The 26,250-nt window shown below is 45.9% G+C and carries 17 protein-coding genes; 8 read left to right on the top strand and 9 right to left on the bottom strand.

Annotated features, from left to right (window positions below):
- Positions 1-144 precede the first annotated feature (144 nt).
- The 5 genes from ACRBG0_RS09620 to ACRBG0_RS09640 all read left to right on the top strand — a co-directional run bounded on the left by ACRBG0_RS09620 (position 145) and on the right by ACRBG0_RS09640 (position 8,141).
- A complete protein-coding gene (locus tag ACRBG0_RS09620) occupies positions 145-2,142 on the top strand; it encodes a DUF3857 domain-containing protein (protein WP_431486684.1) in 1,998 nt (665 codons plus the stop codon).
- Between the two features lie 64 nt (positions 2,143-2,206).
- Entirely contained in the window at positions 2,207-4,255 is a 2,049-nt protein-coding gene (locus tag ACRBG0_RS09625) for a DUF3857 domain-containing protein (protein WP_431486685.1), read from the top strand.
- Positions 4,256-4,313: 58 nt separating this feature from the next.
- The gene (locus ACRBG0_RS09630) at positions 4,314-6,191 is read left to right on the top strand and encodes a DUF3857 domain-containing protein (protein WP_431486686.1); all 1,878 of its coding nucleotides are present in this window, start codon (positions 4,314-4,316) and stop codon (positions 6,189-6,191) included.
- A gap of 82 nt (positions 6,192-6,273) precedes the next feature.
- Positions 6,274-7,023: a geranylgeranylglyceryl/heptaprenylglyceryl phosphate synthase gene (locus ACRBG0_RS09635; RefSeq protein ID WP_431486687.1), complete on the top strand. Its 750-nt coding sequence runs from the start codon at positions 6,274-6,276 to the stop codon at positions 7,021-7,023.
- Positions 7,023-8,141, top strand: coding sequence for a VWA domain-containing protein (locus ACRBG0_RS09640; RefSeq protein WP_431486688.1), 1,119 nt, complete (start codon positions 7,023-7,025; stop codon positions 8,139-8,141). Before ACRBG0_RS09635 ends, ACRBG0_RS09640 begins: the two co-directional genes overlap by 1 nt.
- An 18-nt stretch (positions 8,142-8,159) precedes the next feature.
- Here ACRBG0_RS09640 and ACRBG0_RS09645 read toward each other — a convergent pair whose 3' ends face one another.
- From ACRBG0_RS09645 to ACRBG0_RS09660, 4 genes are all read right to left on the bottom strand, one after another.
- Positions 8,160-8,912 (bottom strand): SDR family NAD(P)-dependent oxidoreductase, encoded by a 753-nt coding sequence (locus ACRBG0_RS09645; RefSeq protein WP_431486689.1) that lies wholly within the window; start codon positions 8,910-8,912, stop codon positions 8,160-8,162.
- Positions 8,913-9,241: 329 nt separating this feature from the next.
- Positions 9,242-11,266: an FAD-dependent oxidoreductase gene (locus ACRBG0_RS09650; RefSeq protein WP_431486690.1), complete on the bottom strand. Its 2,025-nt coding sequence runs from the start codon at positions 11,264-11,266 to the stop codon at positions 9,242-9,244.
- A 78-nt stretch (positions 11,267-11,344) separates the two neighbouring features.
- A complete protein-coding gene (locus ACRBG0_RS09655; RefSeq protein WP_431486691.1) occupies positions 11,345-11,785 on the bottom strand; it encodes a DUF2141 domain-containing protein in 441 nt (146 codons plus the stop codon).
- A 210-nt stretch (positions 11,786-11,995) separates the two neighbouring features.
- Positions 11,996-13,798, bottom strand: coding sequence for an acyl-CoA dehydrogenase (locus tag ACRBG0_RS09660; protein WP_431486692.1), 1,803 nt, complete (start codon positions 13,796-13,798; stop codon positions 11,996-11,998).
- A gap of 184 nt (positions 13,799-13,982) precedes the next feature.
- Here ACRBG0_RS09660 and ACRBG0_RS09665 point away from each other — a divergent pair, with 184 nt between their 5' ends.
- Positions 13,983-14,630 (top strand): TetR/AcrR family transcriptional regulator, encoded by a 648-nt coding sequence (locus tag ACRBG0_RS09665; protein ID WP_431486693.1) that lies wholly within the window; start codon positions 13,983-13,985, stop codon positions 14,628-14,630.
- Positions 14,631-14,869: 239 nt separating this feature from the next.
- Here the strand turns inward: ACRBG0_RS09665 and ACRBG0_RS09670 are convergent, their stop codons facing one another.
- The gene (locus ACRBG0_RS09670) at positions 14,870-15,178 is read right to left on the bottom strand and encodes a F0F1 ATP synthase subunit epsilon (RefSeq protein ID WP_367392480.1); all 309 of its coding nucleotides are present in this window, start codon (positions 15,176-15,178) and stop codon (positions 14,870-14,872) included.
- Between the two features lie 12 nt (positions 15,179-15,190).
- The gene (atpD, locus tag ACRBG0_RS09675; RefSeq protein ID WP_431486694.1) at positions 15,191-16,705 is read right to left on the bottom strand and encodes a F0F1 ATP synthase subunit beta; all 1,515 of its coding nucleotides are present in this window, start codon (positions 16,703-16,705) and stop codon (positions 15,191-15,193) included.
- 552 nt (positions 16,706-17,257) lie between these two features.
- Here atpD and ACRBG0_RS09680 point away from each other — a divergent pair.
- Entirely contained in the window at positions 17,258-17,881 is a 624-nt protein-coding gene (locus tag ACRBG0_RS09680; protein ID WP_431486695.1) for a DUF4386 domain-containing protein, read from the top strand.
- A gap of 104 nt (positions 17,882-17,985) precedes the next feature.
- Here ACRBG0_RS09680 and ACRBG0_RS09685 read toward each other — a convergent pair whose 3' ends face one another.
- Positions 17,986-21,147 (bottom strand): hypothetical protein, encoded by a 3,162-nt coding sequence (locus ACRBG0_RS09685; protein WP_431486696.1) that lies wholly within the window; start codon positions 21,145-21,147, stop codon positions 17,986-17,988.
- 199 nt (positions 21,148-21,346) lie between these two features.
- On the opposite strand from ACRBG0_RS09685, the gene ACRBG0_RS09690 reads away from it, so the two are divergent.
- Complete coding sequence (locus ACRBG0_RS09690; protein WP_431486697.1) at positions 21,347-22,876, top strand: DUF5691 domain-containing protein; 1,530 nt, start codon at positions 21,347-21,349, stop codon at positions 22,874-22,876.
- Between the two features lie 283 nt (positions 22,877-23,159).
- On the opposite strand, the gene ACRBG0_RS09695 is transcribed toward ACRBG0_RS09690, so the two are convergent.
- Complete coding sequence (locus tag ACRBG0_RS09695) at positions 23,160-25,235, bottom strand: tetratricopeptide repeat-containing sensor histidine kinase (protein WP_431486698.1); 2,076 nt, start codon at positions 25,233-25,235, stop codon at positions 23,160-23,162.
- A 96-nt stretch (positions 25,236-25,331) separates the two neighbouring features.
- Positions 25,332-26,084 carry a LytR/AlgR family response regulator transcription factor gene (locus tag ACRBG0_RS09700; RefSeq protein ID WP_431486699.1) on the bottom strand — a complete coding sequence of 251 codons (753 nt, stop codon included), beginning with the start codon at positions 26,082-26,084 and terminating at the stop codon, positions 25,332-25,334.
- Positions 26,085-26,250: the final 166 nt, after the last annotated feature.

Raw genomic sequence — 26,250 nt, forward strand, 5'->3', positions numbered from 1 at the left:
TTTTTTTTCAAAAAACACCTCAACTTAAATTTCCGAACAAGCTCTAAGTTAACCTTAGCTCAGGAAAAAAGTTATTATCTTTAACTATAATTAGCACAATTATTTAAGTTTTCTCTCTTTCTCTCTAAATTTCTTCGCGCTGCCATGACTTTACTCCGCCTAGCTTCTTGGGTGTTTTTCACCATCTTTATTCACCATATCTCAACAGCTCAATCTTTTGAGTGGCCATTGATTCCATATCAGGAATTAGAGATGACGCATTGCCCTCACGATAGTAGTGCGACTGCTGTTATTCTTTATCAAAAGGATGACATCGATGTTAACTCCTCTCGTACAAACAATGACAATTCTATCAATCTTATCCACAAAAGGGTTAAAATTTTAAAGGAAGCTGCGATCCACGACGACACCTACACCAACTACTATCTTTATTATAGTGACAACAACGTCCTTAAACGCATTGGTGGCGTCATTAGAAGCCTCAAGGCTAGAGTCATCGCTCCCGATGGCACTTTCACCGAACTTACAGACAAAGACTTCTTTTTCTCGAAAGAGGACGACGATGTAAAAAAGGTAACTATAGCCTTTCCAAATATTACCAAGGGGTGCATCATTGAATACATCGCTGACTTACGGTCTTCTAACGTACTGATGCCTAATTGGCAATTTTTTGAAGAAACCCCTATCATGAGGGCAGACTATCGTTTTAATCATAGCAGAGACTTGGGCTTTGTTAGTTTATTACGCGGAATCGATAATTTTACACGGGAGCAACTAGGACCAGATATAGACATCTACACTACCAACGGAACGACTTTAAGTCGTAATGGCTATAATTTCTCTTTACAAAACGCTCCTGCGCTAAAAGACGAACCCTACATAACTACCCCGGAAGATTATAGCCCCTTATTTCAAATACAGCTGACCCAAGTACAAGTCTCGGACAACCGCGCCCACGAATACTTTGGAGACTGGCCCAACCTGGCAGAATACCTTTTTGAATCCTACGGCTTTGGAAAAACCTACTTTCAGCGCACCCGTTACAACAAGCTTGCAAAGCTTAGTGAAACCGTTGTCAATGCCGACGCTGATGACCTCACTCAAATACAACAAATCTTTACATTCATCACCGAAAACATTCAATGGAACAGAAACTACGGCATCTTTGCCAACGACTTTTCTGACGATGCTATGTATACCAGCACAGCGAACCTTGCAACGGTACAGTTTTCGGGATTGGCACTATTGCGACATTACGGCATTGAGGCTTATCCCGTCATTTTATCCACCCGTGCTCATGGGCAAATGACACGCACCTTCCCTTTGTTGCGTCAATTCAACTATGTGATTGTACTGGCAATGGTGGATGGCAAGGGTAAGCTCATAGATTTTGCTAATCCTTTGTTTGCTCCGGGTATAATCAACCCCAAAGCATTGAACCACGAAGGCTTCCTTGTACACGATGAAAAAGAGCAATCCCGCTGGATTGATCTCCTATTACCTACTTCGCAAGCGGCTATTAATGTAGAAGCCCAACTTAGTGAAGATGGTACCCTCTATGGTGAAGTAAACAGCACCTTCAATGGTTACCAAGCATTAAATTACCGTTTAACATTAAATGAAATCGGTAGTAAAATAGACTTTCAAAATGCCTGGAATAATGAATTTCCAACGACCATTGAACTTACTGACTTTTCCGTAGTAGAACCTCAGAATAGTAATATTGATTTATTAACGAGCACTAAATTCACTGCCGAAGAGGCTGGATTTCCAAACGAGGATTTTCTTTATTTCTCACCTCTTGTCTACTCTAGTTTTCGAGAAAATCCTTTCAAAAAAGAAGCACGCACTTATCCTGTTGACTTTTCCTACCCTTTTGAGGAACGGTCTATCTACAACATCCAGTTACCAGAAGGCTATACGGTAGAGACACTCCCCGACCGGCTCTTGCTGGATTTACCCAATCGCTCAGCATCTATCCAGTTCATAGCTGCAGAGAAGGAAGGTGTTTTAAAATTACTTTACAAAGTAAAAATTAATCAATTGATTTTCTCTCCCGATGAATACCCTGCTTTAAGGGATTTGTTTGATCAACTAGCCCAAAAAATGCAGGAACAGATCGTGTTGAGAAAAATACAATAATAACGTAGCGCTTTTCGCGCTAAATATATTTTCGCTCAGCATCTCTAACATCTACCTATTAAGCATGAAAAAAATCCACTTACCCTTTAGCTACACCTATTCAGGCCATCACTTGAGATGGAGACCTTGTAGCACAACGTCACTATTGGGTATTATTTTCCCGCTATTCATTTGCTACTCTTCCGTCATCTCAGCCCAAATATCAACTTACCAACCATTAGAATGGGGCAGTGTTCCTGCCGAAGATTTGCAAATGACAAGCTATACGCTTGACACTACTGCATCAGCCCTGGTGCTCGGAGATGAAGGTTACATGAATGTCGGCAAAGACAATAGTGGCCAATACGAATGGCTGCTTCGTCAGCACAAACGATTAAAAATACTCAGCGAAGCTGCGCTGGACAAGGTTACAGACGTCTCCATTTATTATGCTCACAAAGGCGGTACTGACAATTTACGCCAAATCAGTGCCCACAGCATTGCTCCTGACGGTACCGTTACCGAAGTAAAAAAAGGTGATATTTTTCACGAAAAAATCAACGAATACTGGTCTAAGGCTAGCTTCGCCTTCCCTGAAGTAAAAGTAGGAAGTGTCTTGGAATATCGCTACGAGCACTATAGCCATCGTGTATTATCTCCCCAGTCTTGGTCTTTCAGAGGGCCTCTACCAGTGCGTTCTTCTTATTTTCAATTTGATTGCTACGTCCCGATCACTTATACCTATCTGTTACAGGGGGCCGAATACATGACCGTAGAAAAAAGTGAGCTCGGTGAAGACATCCTTCATCTGGGTGACACCCACATCTATATTGACGGCACCAAATTCTGGATGCAAAATGGCGGGGCCATACAAGAGGAACCTTTCATGACGGCGGTAGAAGATTATTATGTAAAAGTACGCTTCCAGGCCAGTGCTACAACAAGTACGATTACCGGTCTTTCAACACCAGTATACGGCACTTGGGAGTCGACCAATAAAGAGCTCCTGGAGAGTGCTGATTTTGGTCAGAATTATCAAAAAAACAAACGGTATAAAAACTTGCTGGAAGCTGCGGAATCCGTCATAGCGAAGGACCTTCCCGAAGAAGACTTACTTTATGAAATCAATCGGTTTATTACGAAAGAAATACCCTGGTCCGGTAAATATGGGATGTGGGCTATACAGTCACCCAATGAGGCCTTTGCCAAACACGAAGGCTCAATAGCAGAAATACAATATGCAGCTTTAGCACTGCTGAGGCAATACGGGATCAAAGCGTACCCCGTCTTGTTATCTACCCGTGATAATGGCTCGATGATTACCTCCTTTCCTTTTTTGAATCAATTTAACTACGTCATCATTATTGTGGAAATCAATGATATTGCACGCTTGGTAGATTTTAGTGATCCGCTATTGAAACCAGGCATTATTAGAGAGGAAGCTCTAAATAGCGTAGGCTTTATGGTACATGAAACTTCCCCGTCCTGGATTAACCTGGGTTTACCGATTGTGCAGGATATTTTTGCCTGGAATGCTGAAATAACTGCTGACGGAATGCTGGTCGGGGAAATGAAATCCACCATGAATACATTCAGTGCAAGAGCAGATCGTCTGCGTATGCAAACGCAATCCCTCGATGATATTTGGGCAGAGCGCTTACCTAATGGTAGTAGTTGGAACGAAATAACGGCCACCAACGAAGAGGATGTTCGAGAAAATTTGAGGATAGAAGGTAAATTCGAGATTCCGGAAGCAGGTTTTGTGAACGAAAATTTTCTTTACTTATCCCCTGTTATTCACACCAATTTTTCTAAAAACCCCTTTCAACGTGAGCAGCGGGATTATCCGGTCAACTTCCCCTACGCTTTTGAAGAAAAATCAGTTTACCAATACCAAATGCCTGTAGGGTATATTGTTGAATCCTTGCCAGAGAATACCAACATTATATTACCCAACAATGACGCAGCGTTCCAGTACATGATCCGCGAAAAAGACAATAAAATAAGTATTATATCTAAACTTAAAGTTTCTAAATTAAACTACTTACCCGAAGAATACCCGGCCCTGAGAGAACTTTTCGCCAGCGCCGTGCAAAAAATGCAAGAGCAGATTGTATTGAAAAAAACAGAATAACTTACATCACCTTTCTAACGTACAGACGCTACAATGCAGCGTCTTTAGCAAAAAAAACATGAGAACCCTATCTATCCTCCTTTTCCTGGCATTTACCCAGCTATCGTTACAGGCACAGCTGGATAACAAAGCGCTTTTGGAACACGCCAATGAAATTATTGAATCCGAAGGCCAACTGGAGATCATCAGTGCGTCAGAGGCCATTTATTCGGAAAAGAAGCGCATCGTCATTCTCAACAAAGAAAGTGAAGCCAATGCCTTTGTGGTTTTCTATGATCCGGACAACAAAATCATGAATCTTGATGCAGATATTTATGACCTGAGTGGCGCTCCTATCCGGAAGGTACGTAAATCCGAAATTCGTGATGTCGCGGCCGTAGATGGGGTAAGTATCTATACCGAAAACAGAGTTCAATACATTGAGCTCAACCACTCTGAATATCCTTACATTCTGGAATTTAGCTATCGCCAAAAACTGAAAGGCCTCAGTTTCGCAGCAGGCCAAAACTGGTATTTTCAGGATCGGGCTTCCTCCGCCGTCACTTCTTCCTCTTATGAAATTACAGTTCCTGACGACTTAGACATCCAATATCAGTTGTACAATATGGAATTGGAACCTACCATTACTAACAGGGAATCCGAAAAAACTTACCGCTGGGAGGCTAAAAACATTCCAGCTATTAAGTTTGAGCCTTATGACATCCCGGTACACCGCCAAATTCCCATTTTACGCATCAGCCCCAGTAAATTTGAGATTGATGGTTACAGCGGCAGTATGCAGAGTTGGCAAGATTATGGTGGCTTTTTACAACAGCTGTGGGTAGACCGCGATCAATTGCCCACCGAGTTAAAAGAACAAATCCGTGAGCTTACTGCTGATATCGAGGATACCAAAGAAAAAATTGCCCGCCTCTATCGCCTCATGCAAGAAAACAAGCGGTACGTGAGCGTACAACTGGGCATAGGCGGCTGGCAGCCTTTCACAGCCGAATATGTAGAAGAACGTGGTTACGGCGATTGCAAAGCACTGAGTAATTACATGAAAGCCATGCTCAATGAAATTGGGGTAGAAAGTTATCCGGTTATTGTCAAGGCAGGAGGACATCACCCTTACGAAGTCGAAGACGACTTTGTAGACCCTGCTTTCAATCACGCCATCCTTTATGTGCCCGGTGAAGATATGTGGCTGGAGTGTACCAGCTCCATCAATCCCCCCGGCTACCTGGGCGAATTCACCAATGACCGCAAAGTCCTCCTTGTAACGCCCGAGGGCGGCCAACTCGCTCGGACGCCCAAACTAAGCACTGCCGAGAACAACGCTAATGAACAATTCACCATCGATCTTTCTGCCGACGGCAGTGCTGCCTTGCAGTATAAGGCGATGCTACGAGGTATCCCACATGAAGATTGGCGCTACTACAAATACGCCTATTCCCCCAAAGACATTGAAGATAAAGTTCGTAACATGGGGAAATTACCCACACTGACCCTGGACGAGGTAAACATTACCAACGACCCCAATCTTCCTCAAAACACCCTTTCTTTCAAAGCTACAGCCAATCGCTACGCTTCACGGGCAGGAAAACGCCTTTTCGTACCTATGAACCTGATCTGCCCTCGCACTTATGTGCCCGATGCTGTGGAAAATCGCCAATATCCGGTAATGATTTCCCACGGCTACACCGAAGAAGCAACTATAACCTTCAATCTTCCTGATGGTTATAAAACCGAAAGCCTGCCACAGCCTCAGTTGCTGGAGACACCTTTCGGAAGATACGAAACGACGGTTATTGAAGCAGAGGGAACGGTGACGCTACAGCGCAACTATCAAATGTATGACCAGGAACATCCTGCCGAAGCATACGAAGCTTTTCGCGAATTCTTGATGGCCGTTGCCAAGCATGATGCCAGTAAGATGGTCTTGGTTAGTGAATAGATTCTGCTATATTTGCTAAGCGCTTGTTCGGTGTGAGCCATACAAGCATAAAAGAGCTTAAATCTACACACAAGGCTAATCTATGATCTATCCATCCCTTCTCGATGCTCGCCGTAAGGGCGAGAAGCAATTAGCCGTGCTAATCGACCCTGACAAAACCGACCGTAAACTGATCACACGGCTGTGCGAACTGGCAGAACGCGGTGGTGTCCACTATTTTCTATGGGGCGGAAGCCTCGTCAATGAAACGCAAGCAGAATATTATCTTTCGTTTCTACGAGCACACACAAAACTGCCAATCATCCTTTTCCCTGGAAGCATTTACCAACTATCGGCACAAGCGGATGCACTCTTATTCTTATCTATGATTTCGGGCCGTAATCCGGAATTACTCATTGGGCAACACGTACTCGCTGCTCCTCGGATCAAACGCCTCAACCTCGAAGTGATCCCTACCGGCTATTTGTACATCGACGGTGGTACGACTAGCTCTGTAGGCTACATGAGCAACACCCAGCCTATCCCGGCCAACAAACCAGAGATTGCTCAAGCAACAGCGCTTGCAGGTAAATACCTTGGGCATCGCCTGATTTACCTTGATGCTGGCAGTGGTGCAAAAAATCCGGTCAACGCGACCATGATCAAAGCTGTGCGTAAAGAAATCGACGATCTGCCTCTTGTTGTCGGTGGTGGAATTCGTCATCCCGAACAAGCAGCAATGGCTCTTAGCGCAGGTGCCGACTGCATTGTCGTAGGTAATAGCTTGGAGGAAAGCCCTGATCTTTTGCCCGAATTAGCCGCAGTAGTCAAAGGAATGACCGTACAATCTTAATGAGCAACCCTCCTGAACATTTGCAAAAATGGCGACTTATCCTGGGCGCTAAGGCTGATCCCGACGGAGAGGTAGAAATGGGCGAAAAGCTCCAAGGGATGAGCAATACCTTGGATGCACTTTACGACAGCGAGAAAAAAGGTGGGTTGGGAAATTCTGTCCCCAACGTCAACCGATGGCTTGGCGATATTCGTCGCTTCTTTCCCCGGTCAGTCGTGCAAATTATGCAAAGAGATGCCCTCGAACGACTGGGGCTCAACCGGATGCTGCTGGAACCGGAGCTACTAGCTGCCGTAGAACCAGATGTTCACTTGGTAGGTACATTGCTCAGTCTCGCTAAAATATTACCCGACCGGAGTCGGGAAACCGCTCGTCAGCTCGTCCGGCAAGTCACCCAGGAATTGGAAAAGCGACTCCGACAACCCTTGTTGCAAGCTATTCGCGGCAGCCTCCATCGTGCCGCACGTACCCGACGGCCTCGGCCAGGAGATATCGATTGGAAACAGACCATTCTAAAAAACCTCAAACATTACCAGCCAAAATACAAGAGTATTATTCCGGCAGAATTGCGTGGTTATGCTCGCCGCCAGCAACAACTACGACACCTCATTTTGTTGATTGACCAAAGTGGATCGATGGCCGAAAGTGTGGTCCATGCCGGGGTACTGAGCTGTATCATGGCCAGCCTTCGCAGCATCAAAACCCAGGTGATCGCCTTCGACACCAACGTCGTTGACCTTACGGAACACCTGACCGACCCTGTAGAACTGCTTTTCGCTACCCAGCTAGGAGGAGGTACCGATATTAACCGTGCGCTAACCTACGTAGAACCGCTCGTCAGCCGACCACGAGACACCATCATTGTCTTGCTCAGTGATTTATTTGAAGGCGGGAATGTCAGCGAAATGTTTCGGCGGATTGCCCGCCTTCAAGCGACCGGATTGCAGTTCATCTGCCTGCTCGCACTCAGCGACGAAGGAGCAGGTGCTTATGATCATGGCCATGCTCAGCAGTTGGGTCAAATGGGTATCCCTACTTTTGCGGCTACGCCTGACCAATTTCCGGAAATTATGGCGGCGGCTATTCAAAGGGAAAACTTGGGGAGGTTTCAACAGTAGCGCATCTTTTACAATCTCCTACACACTCTGCCCTCCATCAATTGGCAAGGCCAATCCAGTAATAAAGCTCGACGCCGGATCACACAACCAGGTAATGGCATTGACGATATCTTCCACCTCGCCAAAACGCCGTAACGGGATCGTCCGCAGCAGTTTCTGATCAATCCCTTCCACGCTGGCAAAAAGTTTATCCACCAGTGGCGTTTGCGTGAAGACCGGGCAAATGGCGTTTACGCGAATGCCGTAGCGGGCACCTTCCAGCGCAGCGGTTTTCGACATTCCGATGACGGCATGCTTACTGGCTGTGTATGCTAATTGATTAGGCAACCCGCGCATCCCAGCAATCGAGCTGACGTTGACGATACAGCCACTCTTCTGTGCTTCCATCAATCGAAACTGCTCTTTCATACAGTAAAAAACACCACTTTGATTGACCGCTAAAACTTTATCCCAATCGGCAAGTTCCAACTGGCGAGTGCTGGCCATCGGACCACCTATTCCAGCATTATTAAGACCAATATCGATCCGACCGAAGTGCTTTTCGCACAAATCAACCGCTCGTTGTACCGAAGTATAATCCGCAACATCGCAGTGCGTGAACAAAGCAGCTGTACCCGCATTACGAAGGGTTTCTGCCAAAGCTTCGCCCTCTGCTGTCTGAATATCTGACAGCAACAGTTTTGCGCCTTCTTTAGCAAACTGCTCGGCAGCAGCTTTGCCAATACCAGAAGCGGCACCGGTGATGAATACAACCTGGTCTTGAAAACGCATGTGGTAATATTTTGTGATGCAAAATTCTCTAGCAAGCATCCCTCTACCCTGTACTAAAGCAGGTTTGATTTGGCTTACATTCACGACCCACTCCAACCCCTCCCTACCCGGCGAGGGGCTTTCGCAAGCTACCAAATAACGGGCTAAAAATCACTTAAACAATATCAAAATCAACACTTTACGCATCAAAAGTCCTCCCTCTATCACAAGGGAGGGAGATAGAGGGTGGGTCGTGAATACAGACCTAAAAGCGTTAAACTACTTCACCATCAGATTGTAAACAGTACAACCGCTACCTATCTCCTGCCTGGCAGTCAGACAGACAGGCTCTACAGCTCCGCCACTAAACGAGCGGCCTGATCAATAGCGAATTTAGCATCCAACTCTTTTGCCTCAAAAGCACCGCCAATCAGGTGAACTTTCAAGCCACCTTGCTCCAACTTAGCTTGTAATTCCCGCAAAGGCTCCTGCCCTGCACAGATAACTACATGATCAACGGGAAGTATTTGGAGCACATCATTAACTAAGATGTGTAAGCCTTCATCGTCGACTTTCTGGTAAGCGACTTGGGAAACCATTTTCACCGCCTTCATCTTCAGGCTGGCACGATGTGCCCAACCGGTAGTTTTACCCAGGTTTTTTCCGTGCTTACCGGTAGATCGCTTTAGGAGGTAAATTTCACGAGGAGAAGGTTCTGGCTGGGCAGGCATCAAGGCCCCACCCGTTTTCATGGCCATATCTACCCCCCATTCCTCCATGTATTTTTCGGTATCCAAGCTCGGCGAGGTCCCTTCATGAGAGAGGTATTCAGCCATATCGAAGCCAATACCTCCTGCGCCGATGATGGCAACTTTTTCGCCTACTTTTTTCTTGTGATAAAGTACATCGATGTAACTAAGCACCTTGGGATGATTCTGCCCAGGCAACTCAATATCACGTGGTGTAACACCAGTTGCAAGAATAACTTCGTCGTAACCTCCGGCCAATAACTGTTCCGCCGTAGCGCGCGTATTCAAATGCAGGTTGACGCCCGTCAATTCGATCTGGCGACCAAAGTAACGGAGTGTTTCTTCAAATTCTTCCTTTCCGGGAATGCGTTTTGCCATATTAAATTGCCCACCAATCTGGCCTTCACCTTCAAAAAGATCAACGGTATGGCCTCGCTCAGCAGCAATCGTAGAGGCTGCCAAACCAGCAGGGCCTGCACCAATCACAGCAATTTTTTTCTTCTCAACTGCTGGCAAGTAATTGAGCTCTGTTTCATGACAAGCACGTGGATTAACCAAACAAGAGCAGATTTTCATCTCAAAAGTATGATCCAAACAGGCTTGATTACAGCCAATACAAGTATTGATTTCATCGACGCGGCCTTCCATGGTTTTCTTTACCAATTCGGCATCCGCGAGGAAAGGTCTGGCCATTGAGACCATATCGGCATCTCCTTTGGCAAGAATATCTTCGGCAATACCTGGCATATTGATTCTGTTCACGGCGACCAAGGGTACACTCACTTCCCCTTTCAGCTTACCCGTCACCCAGCTGAATCCGCCACGAGGTACGCGGGTAGCGATGGTAGGTACACGTGCTTCGTGCCAGCCAATTCCGGTATTGATGATGGTTGCACCGGCGGCTTCAATCGCTTTAGCCAGCTGTACGACTTCCTCCCATGTACTTCCTCCTTCCACCAAATCCAACATAGACAGGCGATAGATTATGATGAAGTTCTCGCCCACAGCAGCCCTGACTTTACGGACAATCTCTACTGGAAAACGCATCCGGTTTTCATAAGAACCTCCCCATTCATCTTCACGATGATTGGTACGCTTTACAATAAACTGATTGATCAAATAGCCCTCGGAGCCCATCACTTCTACTCCATGATACCCGGCTTCTTGGGCCAGTACTGCGCATTTGGCGTAATCTTCAATGGTACGCTCAATATCCTCACCCGTTAGTTCACGGGGCTTAAAAAAATTAATAGGAGCCTGCAAAGCAGAAGGTGCCACAATTTTTGGGTGGTACCCATAACGCCCTGAATGCAAAATCTGCATACAGATCGTACCACCTTCGGCCCGAACAGCATCTGTGATGAGTTTGTGTTTCGCCACTTCTTCGGCATTGGTCAGCATCGCAGAATGTGGGCCGACACAACCTTCTTCGTTAGGAGAAATGCCACCTGTTACGATCAGACCGACCTGCCCTTTTGCCCGTTCAGCATAAAAAACAGCAGCACGTGGAAAACCTCCGGGGGCCTCTTCCAGCATCGTATGCATAGACCCCATCAAGACCCGGTTCTTTAATTGTGTAAAACCAAGATCGAGAGGAGCAAGAAGGTGGGAATGAGCAGTAGACATAATTTAGTTATTTCTTCTGTTTGAGGATGCGAAAGATAACTTAATTTATCCTGCTTAGCGAATTTTCGCTTCGATTAATCACTGGTCCCACCATGTTTTCAGGTTGGCAAAAACCGTCTTATGTGATTGGTATAAACCGACTTTAACTTCTGAGAACTTTGGTAGTCGCCATTTAGACGAAATAGGGCGTGAAAAAGCGAAAGGCTCTTCTGGAACGCCCAGCCAATTGACATCCAACTCACCATTATTATTGAGGTCATGAAAAAGGGCTACAGCATAATCGCCATAATCCAGATCATTGAGGTAAATGTGCTTCTCTTTGAAATCTTTCACCTTAATAGCCTCAAGATGGGCTTGATCCTTATCTAAAAAAGCTTCTTCTGAGGCGTAAAGGCCAATCCAAAGTGTACCGTAATTGTGTTCGATATCATTTATGGCCAACTCCATACTTCCCGCAGCAGGGCGGTTCATACCCAAGAGCAGCAAAGCACTGGCTAACAGCAATAAGTAGTGTCGCATCTGATTTGATTTTGTCTTCTTTCGCAAGGGCTATTTTAAAGACAAAAATCAATCCCAGGTAGTTGCTACTTCAGCTGTCCGCTGATTGACAAGGAAGCTTCTTTTTGTTAGGGTAAATGCATCAAAAGAGTAGAACCTACGGAAACAGGATAGGCCACGGATTACTTTCGGTGATCCGTGGCCTATCCTATTTGGTGTGTTTTTGGCAGATTAAAAATGTGCCTTCTCTTTCAGTAAGGTCAACTCCTCCTCATTGCGCATGATCTCTACGAGGCCGTTCATTTTAGGCACCTCATAGGTAAAGTAGAAACGCATCGTGTGGAGGATACCTTCGAGGTAATCGTCTGTGAAATTACCGGCACCTGTAATGCTGAGTTGTTTGGCCGTAACGCCCATTTGTAGCCATTGCCAGGCCACTACCAGCGTACTAAAATACTCCATGAAGATGTTTGCATCCGCTAGAAAACGTTCATATTCGCCTTTGGCTGCGTAAGGCAGCAAGGAGCCTAAGACCTCCTGGGTTTCTTTAATCTTTCCACCTAAGGCAGCGGCGTATTTTTGCAGTTCAGGTTGTTCAAGAGCTGCCGCTATGGTCTCTTTCATTTCACTGGCCAGTAGCTCTAGCGCTTTACCATTGTGCATAGTAATCTTCCGGCTCAGCAAGTCTAGTGACTGAATGCCTGTGGTACCTTCGTAGATCGCAAAAATTCGAATATCACGATAATATTGCTGCAAAACAAAATCACTACAGAAACCGTAACCTCCTAATATCTGCAGCCCATTATCTACCGCTTCCCGGCCTTTTTCTGCGGGGAACGTTTTGGTAATAGGTGTTAGAATATCTAACAACATTTTATATTTCTCCCGATCCTCTTCTGGTCCATAGAGGGATAAATCCAGGTACTTAGACGATTGCAACACCAAACTCAAGCCACCTTCATAGATCGCTTTTTGCAAAAACAACATACGGCGTACATCGGCATGCTCGATGATAAGGGTTGGGCTTTGGTTAGGATCTTTGCGACCGTTATCCAAAATTCGCCGCCCTTGTGGACGTTCCTGTGCATACTGTAAAGAAGCATGGTAAGCAGCACTAGCTATGGCTACACCGCCACGACCAACACCGATCCGGGCTCCATTCATCATCAAGAACATATACCCTAGTCCACGATGGGGCTCGCCTACTAAGAAACCAACACTATTGTCTTCTTCTCCAAAAGAAAGGTGCGTGGTACAATAGCCTCGCTGTCCCATTTTTTGAAAATCACCTGCTGTAATTACATCATTAGGAACCAAACCAGCATCCGTTGGCCGGTATTTTGGCACTACAAACAAGGAAATACCCTTCGTACCTGCTGGTGCACCTTCGATACGTGCTAAAACCAAGTGGACAAAGTTTTCACAATGCTCATGATCGCCGCCTGAAATAAAGATTTTCTGGCCTTTGATTTTGTACGTACCGTCGGCTTGGGGGTAAGCAGTAGTCGTGATGTCTGACAAAGAGCTACCGGCTTGGGGTTCCGTCAAGCACATCGTCCCTCCCCATTCACCACTTATCATTTTCGGCACGTAAGTAGCCTTTAGATCATCGCTACCAAAGTGAAGAATCAATTCAGCAGACCCCATGGTCAGGCCAGTGTAGCCCGGCACATTGTTATTGGCCGCATCCATGATAAAGTAAGCAGCTGTACCTACTGTATTGGGCAACTGTAACCCACCATCGTCGTAATCAAAGGTTCCTCCAATGATGCCAAGTTCTGCGGATTGTCGTAAAATTTTGCCTAGTGCAGGGTGGGTAATGATTTTACCATCAGCATAATGCACTGGCTTTTCGTCCATCTCCCGGAAAACAGGATACAACTCCTGGTCTGAAAAATCCTTAATGGCGTCAAGCATAATATTGATACTATCAACATCATGATCAGCAAAGCGCGGCAAGGTCAAAATCTGTTCTAAATCATGCGTATGCTGTAAAAGAAAACGCAGCGTATCCATATTTAAATAAGCAGCCATCGGTTGGAGGGTTTTTGAACACGTTCTAATTGCTTAATAAAGCTACAGGCTTTAATTGGCTTTTGCAAATAAATTTGAACGCGTTCTAGAAAAAAAGAGTACTTTTATTACTAGAAATGATTTCAGGAACAGCATGAGAATAAGCTGAGCCGACGTTTTACTCATTTTTTGCGCAATACTCAGTATGAAACGGGAAGCACACAAGGCGGCAGTCAGGGGCAAAATCATCAGTGTTGCCCGCAAACTTTTCCTAGCACAGGGTTATCAAAAAACCAAAATGCGCCAGATTAAGGAAGCAGCCAGTGTGGAGATTGGCACGATCTATCATTTCTACCGAAGCAAAGAGGATATTTTTGAAAAAATCGTGCTCGAAGCATTCTTTCGAGTACTGGAACGTACCTCTCATTTTGCAGAAGGCAATAAACTGCTCCATCTGGCCTGTGAACTTTCCTGGCACGTACATACGATGGCGCAGCATGCCCCCTCGGCAGAGCTCTACCTGATGTCGTATAACTCCCCTGATATTGCGGCTCAGTTACTCATCAACCAGATTCAACGCAGTAAGACCATTTTTGGCGACCGCTTTCCCGATAGGACGGAGGAAGATTATAAAATCTACGCCATGTGTGCTCGTGGGTTGATGCAAAGCATCTCTCTACAAGCGGTGGGTGGCACCCTCTCCGATCCCGACCTTATCGCCCGTGAAAGTATTCAGCTCGTATTTAAAATAATGGATACACCAGCAGAAGAAACCAAGGCCGTATTAGGGGCTTTAGCCAAACTGGATATACCTGAGAAGGTGGCAGGTGTCTTAAAAACAGCACAAAAATAAGTTGTGCGGAGTGCGGTTTTGGTGCGGGGTGCTTGTGCGCTGNNATTTTAGGTGCGAAGTGCGGGGTGCGGGGTGCTTTGTTCGTTGAATACTTCCGAGTTCAGACTTCCTAATTCCGACTTTCAAGTATGGGGTCCAAAAAAAATCCTCCCGAACTTTACCTTAGTAAAATCCGGGAGGATAGTATGATTTAAACCAAGCTCGCATCCCGATATTCATCGGAACAAACACAAGGTTTTCTATAGTTGACTTACACCCTGTACCAGGAGGGAAATCTCGTTGTTCAGTACTTCAATAAAACCACCTTCGATCTGGAAGGTCATTTTTTTGCCGGTCTCATCACCTGACTGCTTGGCACTTGCTTCAAGATTGAAGAAAGTGTAGCCACCAGCGGCGGTTACGATTTCGACTTTACCTTCCGCCAATGCCGAAACAATGGGGGCGTGGTTATTCAGCACCTGAAATTCACCCTTTACACCCGGCACTTTCACCGAGCTAATGGTACCGTGAAAAATTTCACGTTCTGGTGTTAATACTGCAATATTCATGCTAAATAAGATTTAAGCTTCTACTTCTGCCAACATCTTCTTACCTGTCTCGATAACATCTTCGATGTTACCTTTCAAGTTGAAGGCTGCTTCCGGGTACTCATCTACTTCGCCATCCATGATCATGGTAAATCCTTTGATGGTTTCTTCGATAGATACAAGTACTCCTTTAAGACCAGTAAACTGCTCGGCTACGTGGAAAGGCTGTGACAAGAAACGCTGAACACGACGCGCGCGGCTTACGATCAGTTTATCTTCGTCAGACAATTCTTCCATACCAAGGATGGCAATGATATCCTGCAATTCGTTGTAACGCTGCAAAATATTCATTACGCGCTGAGCACAAGCGTAGTGCTCGTCACCAAGGATCGCAGGATCAAGAATCCGGCTAGAAGAATCCAGAGGATCTACCGCAGGGTAGATACCCAAAGAAGCGATCTTACGGCTAAGTACGGTGGTTGCGTCCAAGTGAGCAAACGTCGTTGCAGGAGCAGGGTCCGTCAAGTCATCCGCAGGTACATATACCGCCTGTACAGAGGTAATAGAACCACGCTTGGTAGAAGTAATACGTTCCTGCATCAGACCCATCTCGGTAGCCAGCGTTGGCTGGTAACCTACGGCTGAAGGCATACGTCCCAGAAGGGCAGATACCTCAGAACCGGCCTGAGTGAAACGGAAGATATTATCAATAAAGAAGAGGATATCACGGCCACCGGTAGGATCACTTAGATCACCATCACGGTAGTACTCGGCAATCGTCAAACCAGACAATGCTACCCGTGCACGTGCACCAGGAGGCTCGTTCATCTGGCCAAATACGAAAGTAGCTTTTGAAGTCTCCAGCGCTTTCATATCTACTTTGCTCAGATCCCAACCACCTTCTTCCATGCTGTGCATGAATTTCTCGCCGTAGTTGATGATACCTGCTTCCAACATCTCACGCATGAGGTCATTACCTTCACGAGTACGCTCTCCTACTCCGGCAAATACCGAAATACCGTCGTATCCTTTGGCAATGTTGTTGATCAATTCCTGAATAAGTACGGTTTTACCTACACCTGCACCACCGAACAGACCAATCTTACCACCTTTAGTATAAGGGGCGATCAAGTCAATTACTTTGATACCAGTGAAGAGTACTTCCTTCTCCGTAGACAGATCCTCGTAAGCAGGAGGCTTACGGTGAATAGGTGCAGAGCTTGCTTTGGATACCTCACCGATACCATCGATGGCTTCTCCAATTACGTTAAACAAGCGGCCCTTAATTACATTACCGGTAGGCATTGCAATTGGAGCACCCGTATCGGTTACTTCAGCACCGCGGGTCAAACCGTCGGTAGCATCCATAGCGATTGTACGTACGCTGTCTTCACCAAGGTGCTTCTGGACTTCTAGTACCAGTAGTTCACCATTCTGGCGCTTAATTTCTAATGCATTCAGAATTTCGGGCAGCTTAGCACCTTCCGCGGAGAAACTTACGTCTACAACCGGGCCGATAACTTGCTTTACTTGACCGATATTTGCCATAATCTGTCGTTCTGTAAATTGTCAACAATAGTTTTTCAGATCGCCGCCAAGGCTTATGCATGCTGCACTTCTTGACCAGCTCCCTAAAATCGGCAGCAAAAATAGGCTTTTGTCTTGATAATCAAAAGACAAGCTTTACTTTCTTGCACAAGTATTTTACAAAAAAGGGTATCCCACCCTATTATCCAGATGTTAAAAATAAGGCATACGGGCCCGTCAAAATGCCAATTATCGGCAGCAATCAACGGCTGGCAAATTTTATTCTCCGTCTTGACTACGTTGGCTTATTATCCGTGGTAGGCAAAGTGAGGGTGATTTATTATTATATCGTACCCAAAATAATTTCTATTCAAGCTCAAGCACCTTGATGTAAAAAAGAAAAGGTATCTCTTTTGGGGGCAAAGCCTCCTCTGAGTCATCTGTAGATAGAAAACCAGCTCTTCCAAGAGCACAAAAGAAACCTATCCCTCGCGAAAGGAGAAGCCCACTCGTAATTCGAACATCGTTACTAAGCCTTCTTCTTTAGAAACCTTTATTGTAAAAAATCAACCTATGACAACCAGAACACTTGCCATCACTACCGGAGTTAGTTATCTCGTGATCTTCTTTACCGCTATTTTTGCTAATTTCCTGATGTTGGAATCCTTGCTACAGGCTCCTCTGGAAACCATCCAGCAACAGCCCCAGCTTGTTCGTTGGGGGACACTCGCTTTTATGATTACCGTCGTTTTTGATGTGGTCGTGGCCTGGACCTTGTACGAGCTGTACCCTACTCACCTCTTGTCTAAACTGAGCACCCTGTTTCGGATGATGCACGCCGGTATTATGGGTATTGCCATCTTCGCCTTGCCCCTGGCACTGAAGGCCACGACAGCAGCAGAAGTGCTACATCAGGTTGATATTTTCAATACCACCTGGCTTATCGGCTTGTTCTTTTTTGGCATACATCTCATCCTGTTGGGCCGAATCATCGGACAACCCCGGATCATTGCCTTCTTTCTCGTAGTAGCCGGTATCATGTATATGGTCGATACTGGTGCACACTTTTTGATGCCCAACTACGAGACTTACGCCTCTATCTTCCTGGCACTGGTGGCTATCCCCAGTATTATCGGCGAGATGTCTTTTTCTATTTGGTTGTTGGTTCGGGGTGGGAAGGAAAATGTGGATAGCTGATTGGTGCCCGTTCCTTAGTTATTACACAAAAACCTAAAAGTAGCAAAAGCTTCCTAGTAGAAATCTGAATATTTTCACTTAGTAGGTCATTTACACAGCACCTCCTAGTGATCCATTACAACCAACTTTGTAGTGTATAGATACCGCCCATCTCTATCTTTTAAAACCAACAGGTAGATGCCTGATCTAGACGGAGCCATCAGCCTGTATGGCCAATCATGTTTGACAAGAGGTTTTTCTAAGAGCTTCTGACCATTGACCGTCCACAGTTCAAGCAAAAGATTCGAAATATCAGCACCATCAGGCTTGTTTATTTGTAATGGCGTCTGAGCTACAACAGGATTGGGAGCAATGCTTAAACTTAGCGTAGCGTGCGGCTGATCCGAAGTACTGTTGACAAAGTCAATTTCCACAATAGTATCCAAGGCACAACCATTGTCATCCAAAACCGTCAAGAGGTATTCTCCCGCAGCCAGGTTCGTCAGCGGTTCACCATCCCATAGCTGTTCTTCAAAGAAAACCTGATAAGGCATTGTGCCTCCTGAAATACTATCCACGTTAATAGTACCTGGTTGTGTATCTTCGATAAAAGGCTCGATACTCACGCCTAGTTCGATGGGAGGCGGAGCCACAATTTCAAAATCTAGCGTATCGGTACATGACTGGCCATCTTCTGTCGTCAATTGATAATTTCCGGCAGGAAGATTCGTGAAAGCACCTACCGTGTTTGTAGCGAAAACGTCATTGCCTGTAAGGGTGTAGGTGGACGGCGCGTAGCCCGTAACCGTGTTTAAACTAATGCTTCCGGTGCTGTCCATAGCACAGTCTAAAGCTAAGAAAGCATCATCAACCGAATTGATAAAACTTACGGTCTCGTAGGCTCCCAAATCCACAAGCCCTTCTTGAATTCTTGGATTTTTATCCAAATCAAATGAGCGCAAATACGGCCAACTGACCCCTTGATTAAGCAAAGGAGAACAACCCTTTAACTGATATTCATCATTTTCAACATCAACAAAAAGTGGGTCTACATTAAACAAATTAGGCAGCGTATGACAAGCGGCTACTCCGCCGGGTAGATCGCAGCTATCAACGGAAATGAGACAGTGATCCAGCTCGTAATCAAAAACACTGAGGTCTTGTGGATCGCCATTGTACAGTATCTGCCACAAGGGTAGTGTAGGCTCCCAGATGATCGAATTACGGATGTAGTAATTGTTCCTGAAGGTGCTGTCGTTGAAGTTTTCAGTATAAGGTTTAGAAAAGATTACAAGCCCATTATCTACGAAAGTGCAGTTAGAAACAGTTGTCTGAATGGATGAATCATAAGATTCATTCCCTTGTGAAATAACTCCCCTATTCCTAAGAAATAGAGAATTCTGTATATTGGTATTCAGACTGGTTGTTGTGGCATTCATACTATTTGAGGTTCCTACCGAAAACCTTATCGCTCCACCTAAATTTGCACCACCTTGATTATTAATGAAGCGGCACCGGTCAACATCCATCAAGGTTTCTCCTGACGATGCTAGCATTGTAAAAAGAAAAGCACCTCCCAATGTTAAACTACGATTGCCAAGAAAATCGCACTCCGTCACCATAACAGCTGAATTAAATTCACTCAACCCAGATAGTGCTAATCCACCACCGGAGTTGGCATAACTTCTATTGTTGAGAAATTGTGATTTTTCTATGTTCAGTATTAAGAATCCTTCTCCCTCGTTGTGGATATATTCTATTCCTGCTCCATTCCCAACACAATAATTATCTCGGAAAATGGAGTTTAAAATAGAAATCCGCTTGGTACCGCCCCTGTGAAAAATATTCCAGGCGCCTCCGCTGCCGCCCGTTATACTGCCATTATTGATGAAAGCAGTATTCACAACGCTCCAATTCGTTCCTGCGTAATCGTCGTAGATGGCTCCGCCGCCAAAGCTTTGGTAGCGGTTGGCATTGAATTCCGTATCGGTAACCTTGATTTCCAGCAGTGCGGTAAGATTATAGGGAATATACAGTCCACCACCACGGAAAGGCACAGCATTGCCAGCAATATTGCACTGGGTGATATTTAGATCGATAGGCTGCAAAACACCATCATCAATGCTGATCGCTCCTCCGCATTTTGCCGTGTTTGCGGTGATTGTATTGTTTTTTAAAGTGATTTGCGCAGTGCTGCTGGCGGCTATTCCTGAATAAATTAAGATTCCTCCCCCTTCTTCGGTAAATGGAAAACTTGTTGTTCCACCCAACGCATTGCCATCGCGGATGGTAAAACCATCGACCAGGGCAAAATCACTTATATCCTGTATACGTATGACATGGTAGGAGTTATCCGTGCTATCCGCCGGGATGCCAATATCGCCGCTCAAAACCGTGGGGTGCAATTCAGGGTTTTCACGTTCCGCCAAGTAAGTTTCGATTCCCGCGAAACCCCCAAATAGTTGAATGCCGTTTCTAAGAACAAAGCTAGCCCCTCGGTCTGCTCCCGCAGTAGGCCTGTAGGTGCCCTCCGCTACCCAGATCATATCACCGGCATCCGCAAGTTGGAGTGCGGTGTTTAAATCTGTATGTGCATCCTCCCAGCTCGTACCATTTTGCTGGCCGGAGGTAGCGTCTTGATCTACGTAAATAATATCATGATAGGGTTCGCTATCAGGTGTAGCATCATACCAGATGGTATGGTCTACCGTAAGTCTTTGCAGCCCATACGTGAATTCCTGAACAGGAGAAAAGTTGTTAAAGATTGGAAAAAACGGATGCCGATTGTCTCCTACACCACGTATCCAAGTTGTAGTACCCTGAACTGGCCAAGGGCCTAAAAGGTAGCTATAATCAGCTCGATAGGGCGTTAATTGCATAGGACCTCCCGGGGTACCAAACGGAGTTAGCACGAAGGGAAAAACATCTAAACTATCCGGAAAACCCAGAATGTTATTGATTAAAATCCTGGCAGTATCCACCGTGTAGTCATACAACAATCGCTCTGAGGCACAATCATTAATATCTTCCAGAAAATAAGCTTGCGTTGAAGATTGTCGCAAGTACATGAATTCTTCTTCCCCATTGAGCACCACCCCTACATAGTCATGGCCACAATTACAATAGTGCTGACCGTAAGTAATGGTATCAAAGGAGGTCTCTACTTCAAATCCTAATCTCCTTATTTCCCAAACAGGGTTACTATTCAACGGCGGTAGCGGAGAAGATTGCGCGGCAAGAAAAAAGGCCATCTGGCCAAAAAAGAGGAAGTAGAGAAAGCGAATCATAGGAAGAGAGAGATGAAGGTGATGAAAGCTTTATTTAGTTCATTTTCATGATGGTGCCTAATTGAATTTGCACACCAGAAAATTTATCACGCCTTAAATGACCCAATATACAAATGGACACGATGCCATCCCAAGAAAACACCCCAAAACCACCCCAAATCCCAATCCTCCCCTTACCTTTAGGGGACAATAAAATTGCATGGTGAAAACAGCGGATCAGCAAAATTGGGACGAACTCGTAAGGCGACTACTGCTAGGCACCGATCAGCTGCCAGCAGAGGAGCTGCAAACGAGTGATGCCCCTGCTGAAGAAGCCCCCGAAAGCCATCAGCAACTACTGGAAATGGTGGGAGTTACCCAAATTTTACGACAAGGCGCCAGGCAATTGCCTACCTTAAAAGAAGCATTGCCCAGCCCTGCGCCGGAAGCAGCCCTGGCCCCTTGCTCGTGGCGAAGTGTACAACACCTGCAGGCGATTCTCGACGGTCACCACCAGCCTGCCCTACCAGAGTTTGCACAGCTACTAAAAAAACACCAGAAGCAACTGCCCCACGAAACCCTCCCCAACCTACTGGAACAATGTCGCGAACAACCCGAATTGTGGCAACTCATTGAGCCAATTCTGGGCACGCGTGGCCGTTGGTTATTGCAGCAGCACCCGTATTGGTCGGCCTTACTACCAAGCACCGCCGCGCTGGAAAGCTGGCCGCTGGCTACTGGTAAAGAACAGCTAGCACTACTCACCGCCTACCGCCGCGAAGACCCCGAGGCTGCCCGCCAAAGTCTCACGGACCATTGGCTTGAACTCGATCATAAGGCCCAAGGCCGCATCTTGCCCGCCCTGGCGGAAGGACTGACTAGCAATGACGAAATATTTCTTGAGCATTGTCGCCTTGCTAAAAGGAAGAACGTGCGCCTCGCGGCTACTGACTTGCTGGCCAGCCTGCCCGAAAGCAGCTTACAAGATCGCCTTTGGGAGCACGCGCAATCCTGCCTGGTACTCAAAGCCAACAAGCTGGAACTGATCCTACCAGAAGACCTGCCCAAAGCCACCCAAGAAGACGGCATCTACCCTACTGGCAGCAAAACACCCGGCGGCTTGCGCCTCAACTGGGTGCAGCAGGTACTGGAGCGCATCCCCTTTGCGCGCTGGGAGAAGTATTGGCAAAAAACGCCTTTAGATATTATTCAAATGGTGGCCAAGGTGAGTTATGGCAACCTACTGCTGCAAGCACTCACCAAAAGCCTGCTGCGCCACCCCGACTTGGGAGGTACCGAGGCTATGATTAAATGGTGGCTGCTCACCGACCAACAAAGCTTATGGAACAATACGGAAGCCAAGCAACTGTTGCAACAGGCAACACCGGGCTTCTTCAACTCCAGCTTGCTCACTTGGCTACAGCAGTTTGGTCCACTCGTGCCCAATGAAACACTGCCTGCCTACTGGTTGCTCCATAGCCCACACGCCTGGCAACCTGCGCTGAGTAAGATGATTGTTCTTGGCTTTCAGGATGTCATCCAGGGGCGCAGTACGGCCAACTGGGATATATGGCACTATCGCCCCCTGTTGGAGAAAGCCGCCTACCATAGTGACCCGCAACTCTTGCAGCAGTTCAAAAGCGGCTGGTCGTTCCGTTCAGGTGAATTTGGTCGCTGGCATGCCGATTTGGAGAAGATGCTGCAAATTCTTCATTTTCGGGGAGAAATGGCGCGGGAGTTGGGGACGTGAGGCGACGGATTTTGAGTGTAACTGCATGAATGTATTTATACGAATGGCTTATCACTCGAACTACTACATCCCACAACAACAAAAAGTGATGCTCCGCTCGACCATCGATACCACAAAGTGATAAAGAAAGAACGGATTAATCAGTGCGCAGGCCAGCAGGCCGAAGCTCGGGGTGCGGAGCAACCAAGGATAAGGGATGGGGAGGAGCGACAGCGACCGACAGCCCGGTGGCGTAGTGGGGTTTGCTACGCAACACCACTAACGGCATAGCCCCAAATCTTTTTCAAAACTGAATACTGACCATCGTACCTCGCTCTACAGCCAGCCATTCGATAGTCCCTGACAGTTGCCGCACCAAGCCATTGACTAAGCTCAAGCCCAATGATTTGGTTTTATTGCCTCCTTCTTCTAGTATAAACCCTACTCCGTCATCGCTGACTTGTAGCAGGTAACGATCTTTGTTTTTCTTGAAATCTACTTTTATACTGCCTTTTCTTTGGGCCGGGAAGGCGTATTTATAGCTATTCGTGAGTAGTTCGTTGAGGATCAAGCCCACAGGAATGGCCGTATCTATATCCAGATTTTCGGTATCAACGTCAAGGTTAAGTTGGATTTGCTCGGGACTGACCGCTTGGCTTCGTTGAATATTTTGGCTCAACTCTTGCAAGTAAGATTTGATATCAATGCCACTCAGCTGATCGGATTCGTATAGATTTTGATGAATGAGCGCCATAGATTGGATGCGTTCCTGTCCCTCTTTGACCAATTTTCGTACCGCTACATCTGAGGATTTACGGGCCTGTTTATCCAATAAGCCAGTGATGATCTGAAGATTATTTTTTACCCGGTGATGAATTTCGCGCAGGAGTACTTCTTTTTCGGCGAGGGATGTTTCGATCTGTTCATTTTTCTGCTTGATAACCTGTCTATCTCGCTGAGCACGACGATAAGCCCACAACAAGCCCACTAAAACAATGGCTGCTACCGTTAGTGAAACCAGGAAAAACCGCGTACGAATAGCCGTAGTTTGTTGCTCAAGCCGTGCTGTTTTTTCGGCAACCTGGCGAGCCAGTTCATTCTCCGCCAAATCCATTTCTACAGCAGTTTGAGCAAGAGCACGATGCTGATTATTGTCTACTATCGCCATTTTCAGCTGATAGAACGTATCATAAGTATGCCAAGCTTTTTCAAAACTACCAATGGCTGCTTGAACTCTCGACAATTCTCCTAGCGCAAAAATGACCAGTTCCGTAGTATCAGCCTCAAATTTCCGAACATGACGAACATGACGAAGGGCATATTCCTCTGCTTTTTGGTAATCACCTTTTTGTAAATAATAATTACTGAACGAGCTGTAAATATTCCGCTTAACGTGTAACTGTTGATAGGTTTTACCACTCTCCAGAATCTCTTTAGCTGCTCTTGCGTATTCCTCCAGATTATCATTCCCTTGTAAGAGAACCGTACGAAATAAGCCGCCAACGGCAAATCCATAGTAATCACTATCATTAAGGGTCAGAGATTCTTCTCGTAATTGCTCAAAATAGTGCGTTGCACTATCGTAACGTCCAAGGCTTCCGTAAGTATCAGCAATAATGTATAGCAAATAACATTCAGCATTTTTACTCTGGAGTTCACTAGCAATTGCGCGGCTTGTTTTAGCAATCCGTATGGATTTATCCAGATCGCCCAGATAATAATACGTAATCGATATGATGGCCAGTATTTCCTGTTCTGTATTTCTATCCTCTAACTCCCGACCGTAGGCCAATCCCTTGTTTAATTGAGCCAAAGCCGCATCATAATCTCCAATTTCATTGAGCGACTCTCCTAGTCTAAGACAAAGCATGGCTCTTTTCTCTTTCCCTAATTCCTTTTCAAAGGCCTGCAAGGATAAAAGGACATCTACAGCCTCTCTGTGTTTCCCTTGTCTTGTCAAGCAATAGTTCAACCCGCTAGCTGCCTCGTATTTTTCCTCTAAGCAGGAGGGCGACGTGCAGCTCTCCAGTTGCTTTAAAGCCAGCCTGGCGTAATCCGAAGCCTCCTTTATTTGCTTTCTTTGTATGTAAGTAGAGCTTACCATTCGCCATGCTTCTGCCGCAGCAGCAGGATCCGTAAAACCTTTAGCCATACCGATCATGCGCTGAACATAGCTGGCACTGCTATCTGGCTGCCGCGGATGATAGTATTCTGCAAGTGACTGAAAAAGGACTATTTGGTGCGCTTCTTCGGCTTGCAACAATTCAAGGTGGACACTGTCAACCCAATCGTCTTGGGCACGCACACTTAAAGGGGCGGTCAAGACACACACTACAACCAATAATACTGCCCCAAACTGCCATTGATAATACTTAGCCATCCCTTCAACAGTTATCATTGATTGGAATATTAGTTAGCGCTTGTTGGAGAATTTTATTCACCCCAAAAACACTAAGCTTGACTTTAGCCAAGCTCATTAGAAATAAAACTTCAAGCGACTCAAAACCTCCTCTTTCTGATTGCGGCTGATCGGTATTTTTGCCGTACCAATTTGCAAAAAGTTAGCCCCTACTTCATCAACCTTCTCCATATTCACAACAAAAGAGCGATGCGTCTGCATGAAATATTCGGTAGGTAAAACAGCAAGAAACTCCTTGAGCGTAGATCGAATTACATGACTCCCTTGTGGGAGGTAAAGCTCTAGGTAATTCCTGAAAGCTTCGATGTACAAAATATCCCTGATCAAGATTTTCTTGTAAGTGAGATCATCTTTGACAAAGATGCTGTCTCTGATGAGCAACTCATTGGTGACCTTCGTGTGAGATTCCGGCAGATGTAATGCTTCAACATTCTTGGCGTGCGTAAGCAAGGCCAACTCGATAGATGTATACAAATCAGCAGATGTAAAAGGCTTGACCAAATAACTTGAAGGATTAGTTTCCGCCGCCTTCGCAATCGTATGCTGGTCACTAAAAGCAGAAAGAAAAATAAACGGAATTTTGTATTTATCCCGGATTCGAGCAGCCAGCCAAATCCCGGACTCACTCCCTTTGAGGTGAATGTCCAGTATGGCAATATCAGTATCGCCACGCTCCAGAATCTCCAAAGCTTCATCGGCACGCATAGCATCTCCTGATATTTCGTAACCAATATCCTCCAACTCATCACGCAATGCATCCAAGGTTATAAACTCGTCTTCGACGATCAATACGCGTATTTTCTTTTTCATCGTTTGCACTTTTTCCTCAAAAACACAAGGAGGCGTAGCAGCTTTTATTCCAAAACCACACCATTCATCCCATCCCTCCTACCGTTCATCCCATCAAACCTACCATTATCCAGCTTCTTGCTTTTATTTGTCTTAAGTTATTTCCCCCTCTTGCAACACACACAGC

This window comes from Lewinella sp., from assembly GCF_050633125.1.
In the GTDB taxonomy this organism is placed as follows: Bacteria; Bacteroidota; Bacteroidia; order Chitinophagales; family Saprospiraceae; genus Lewinella.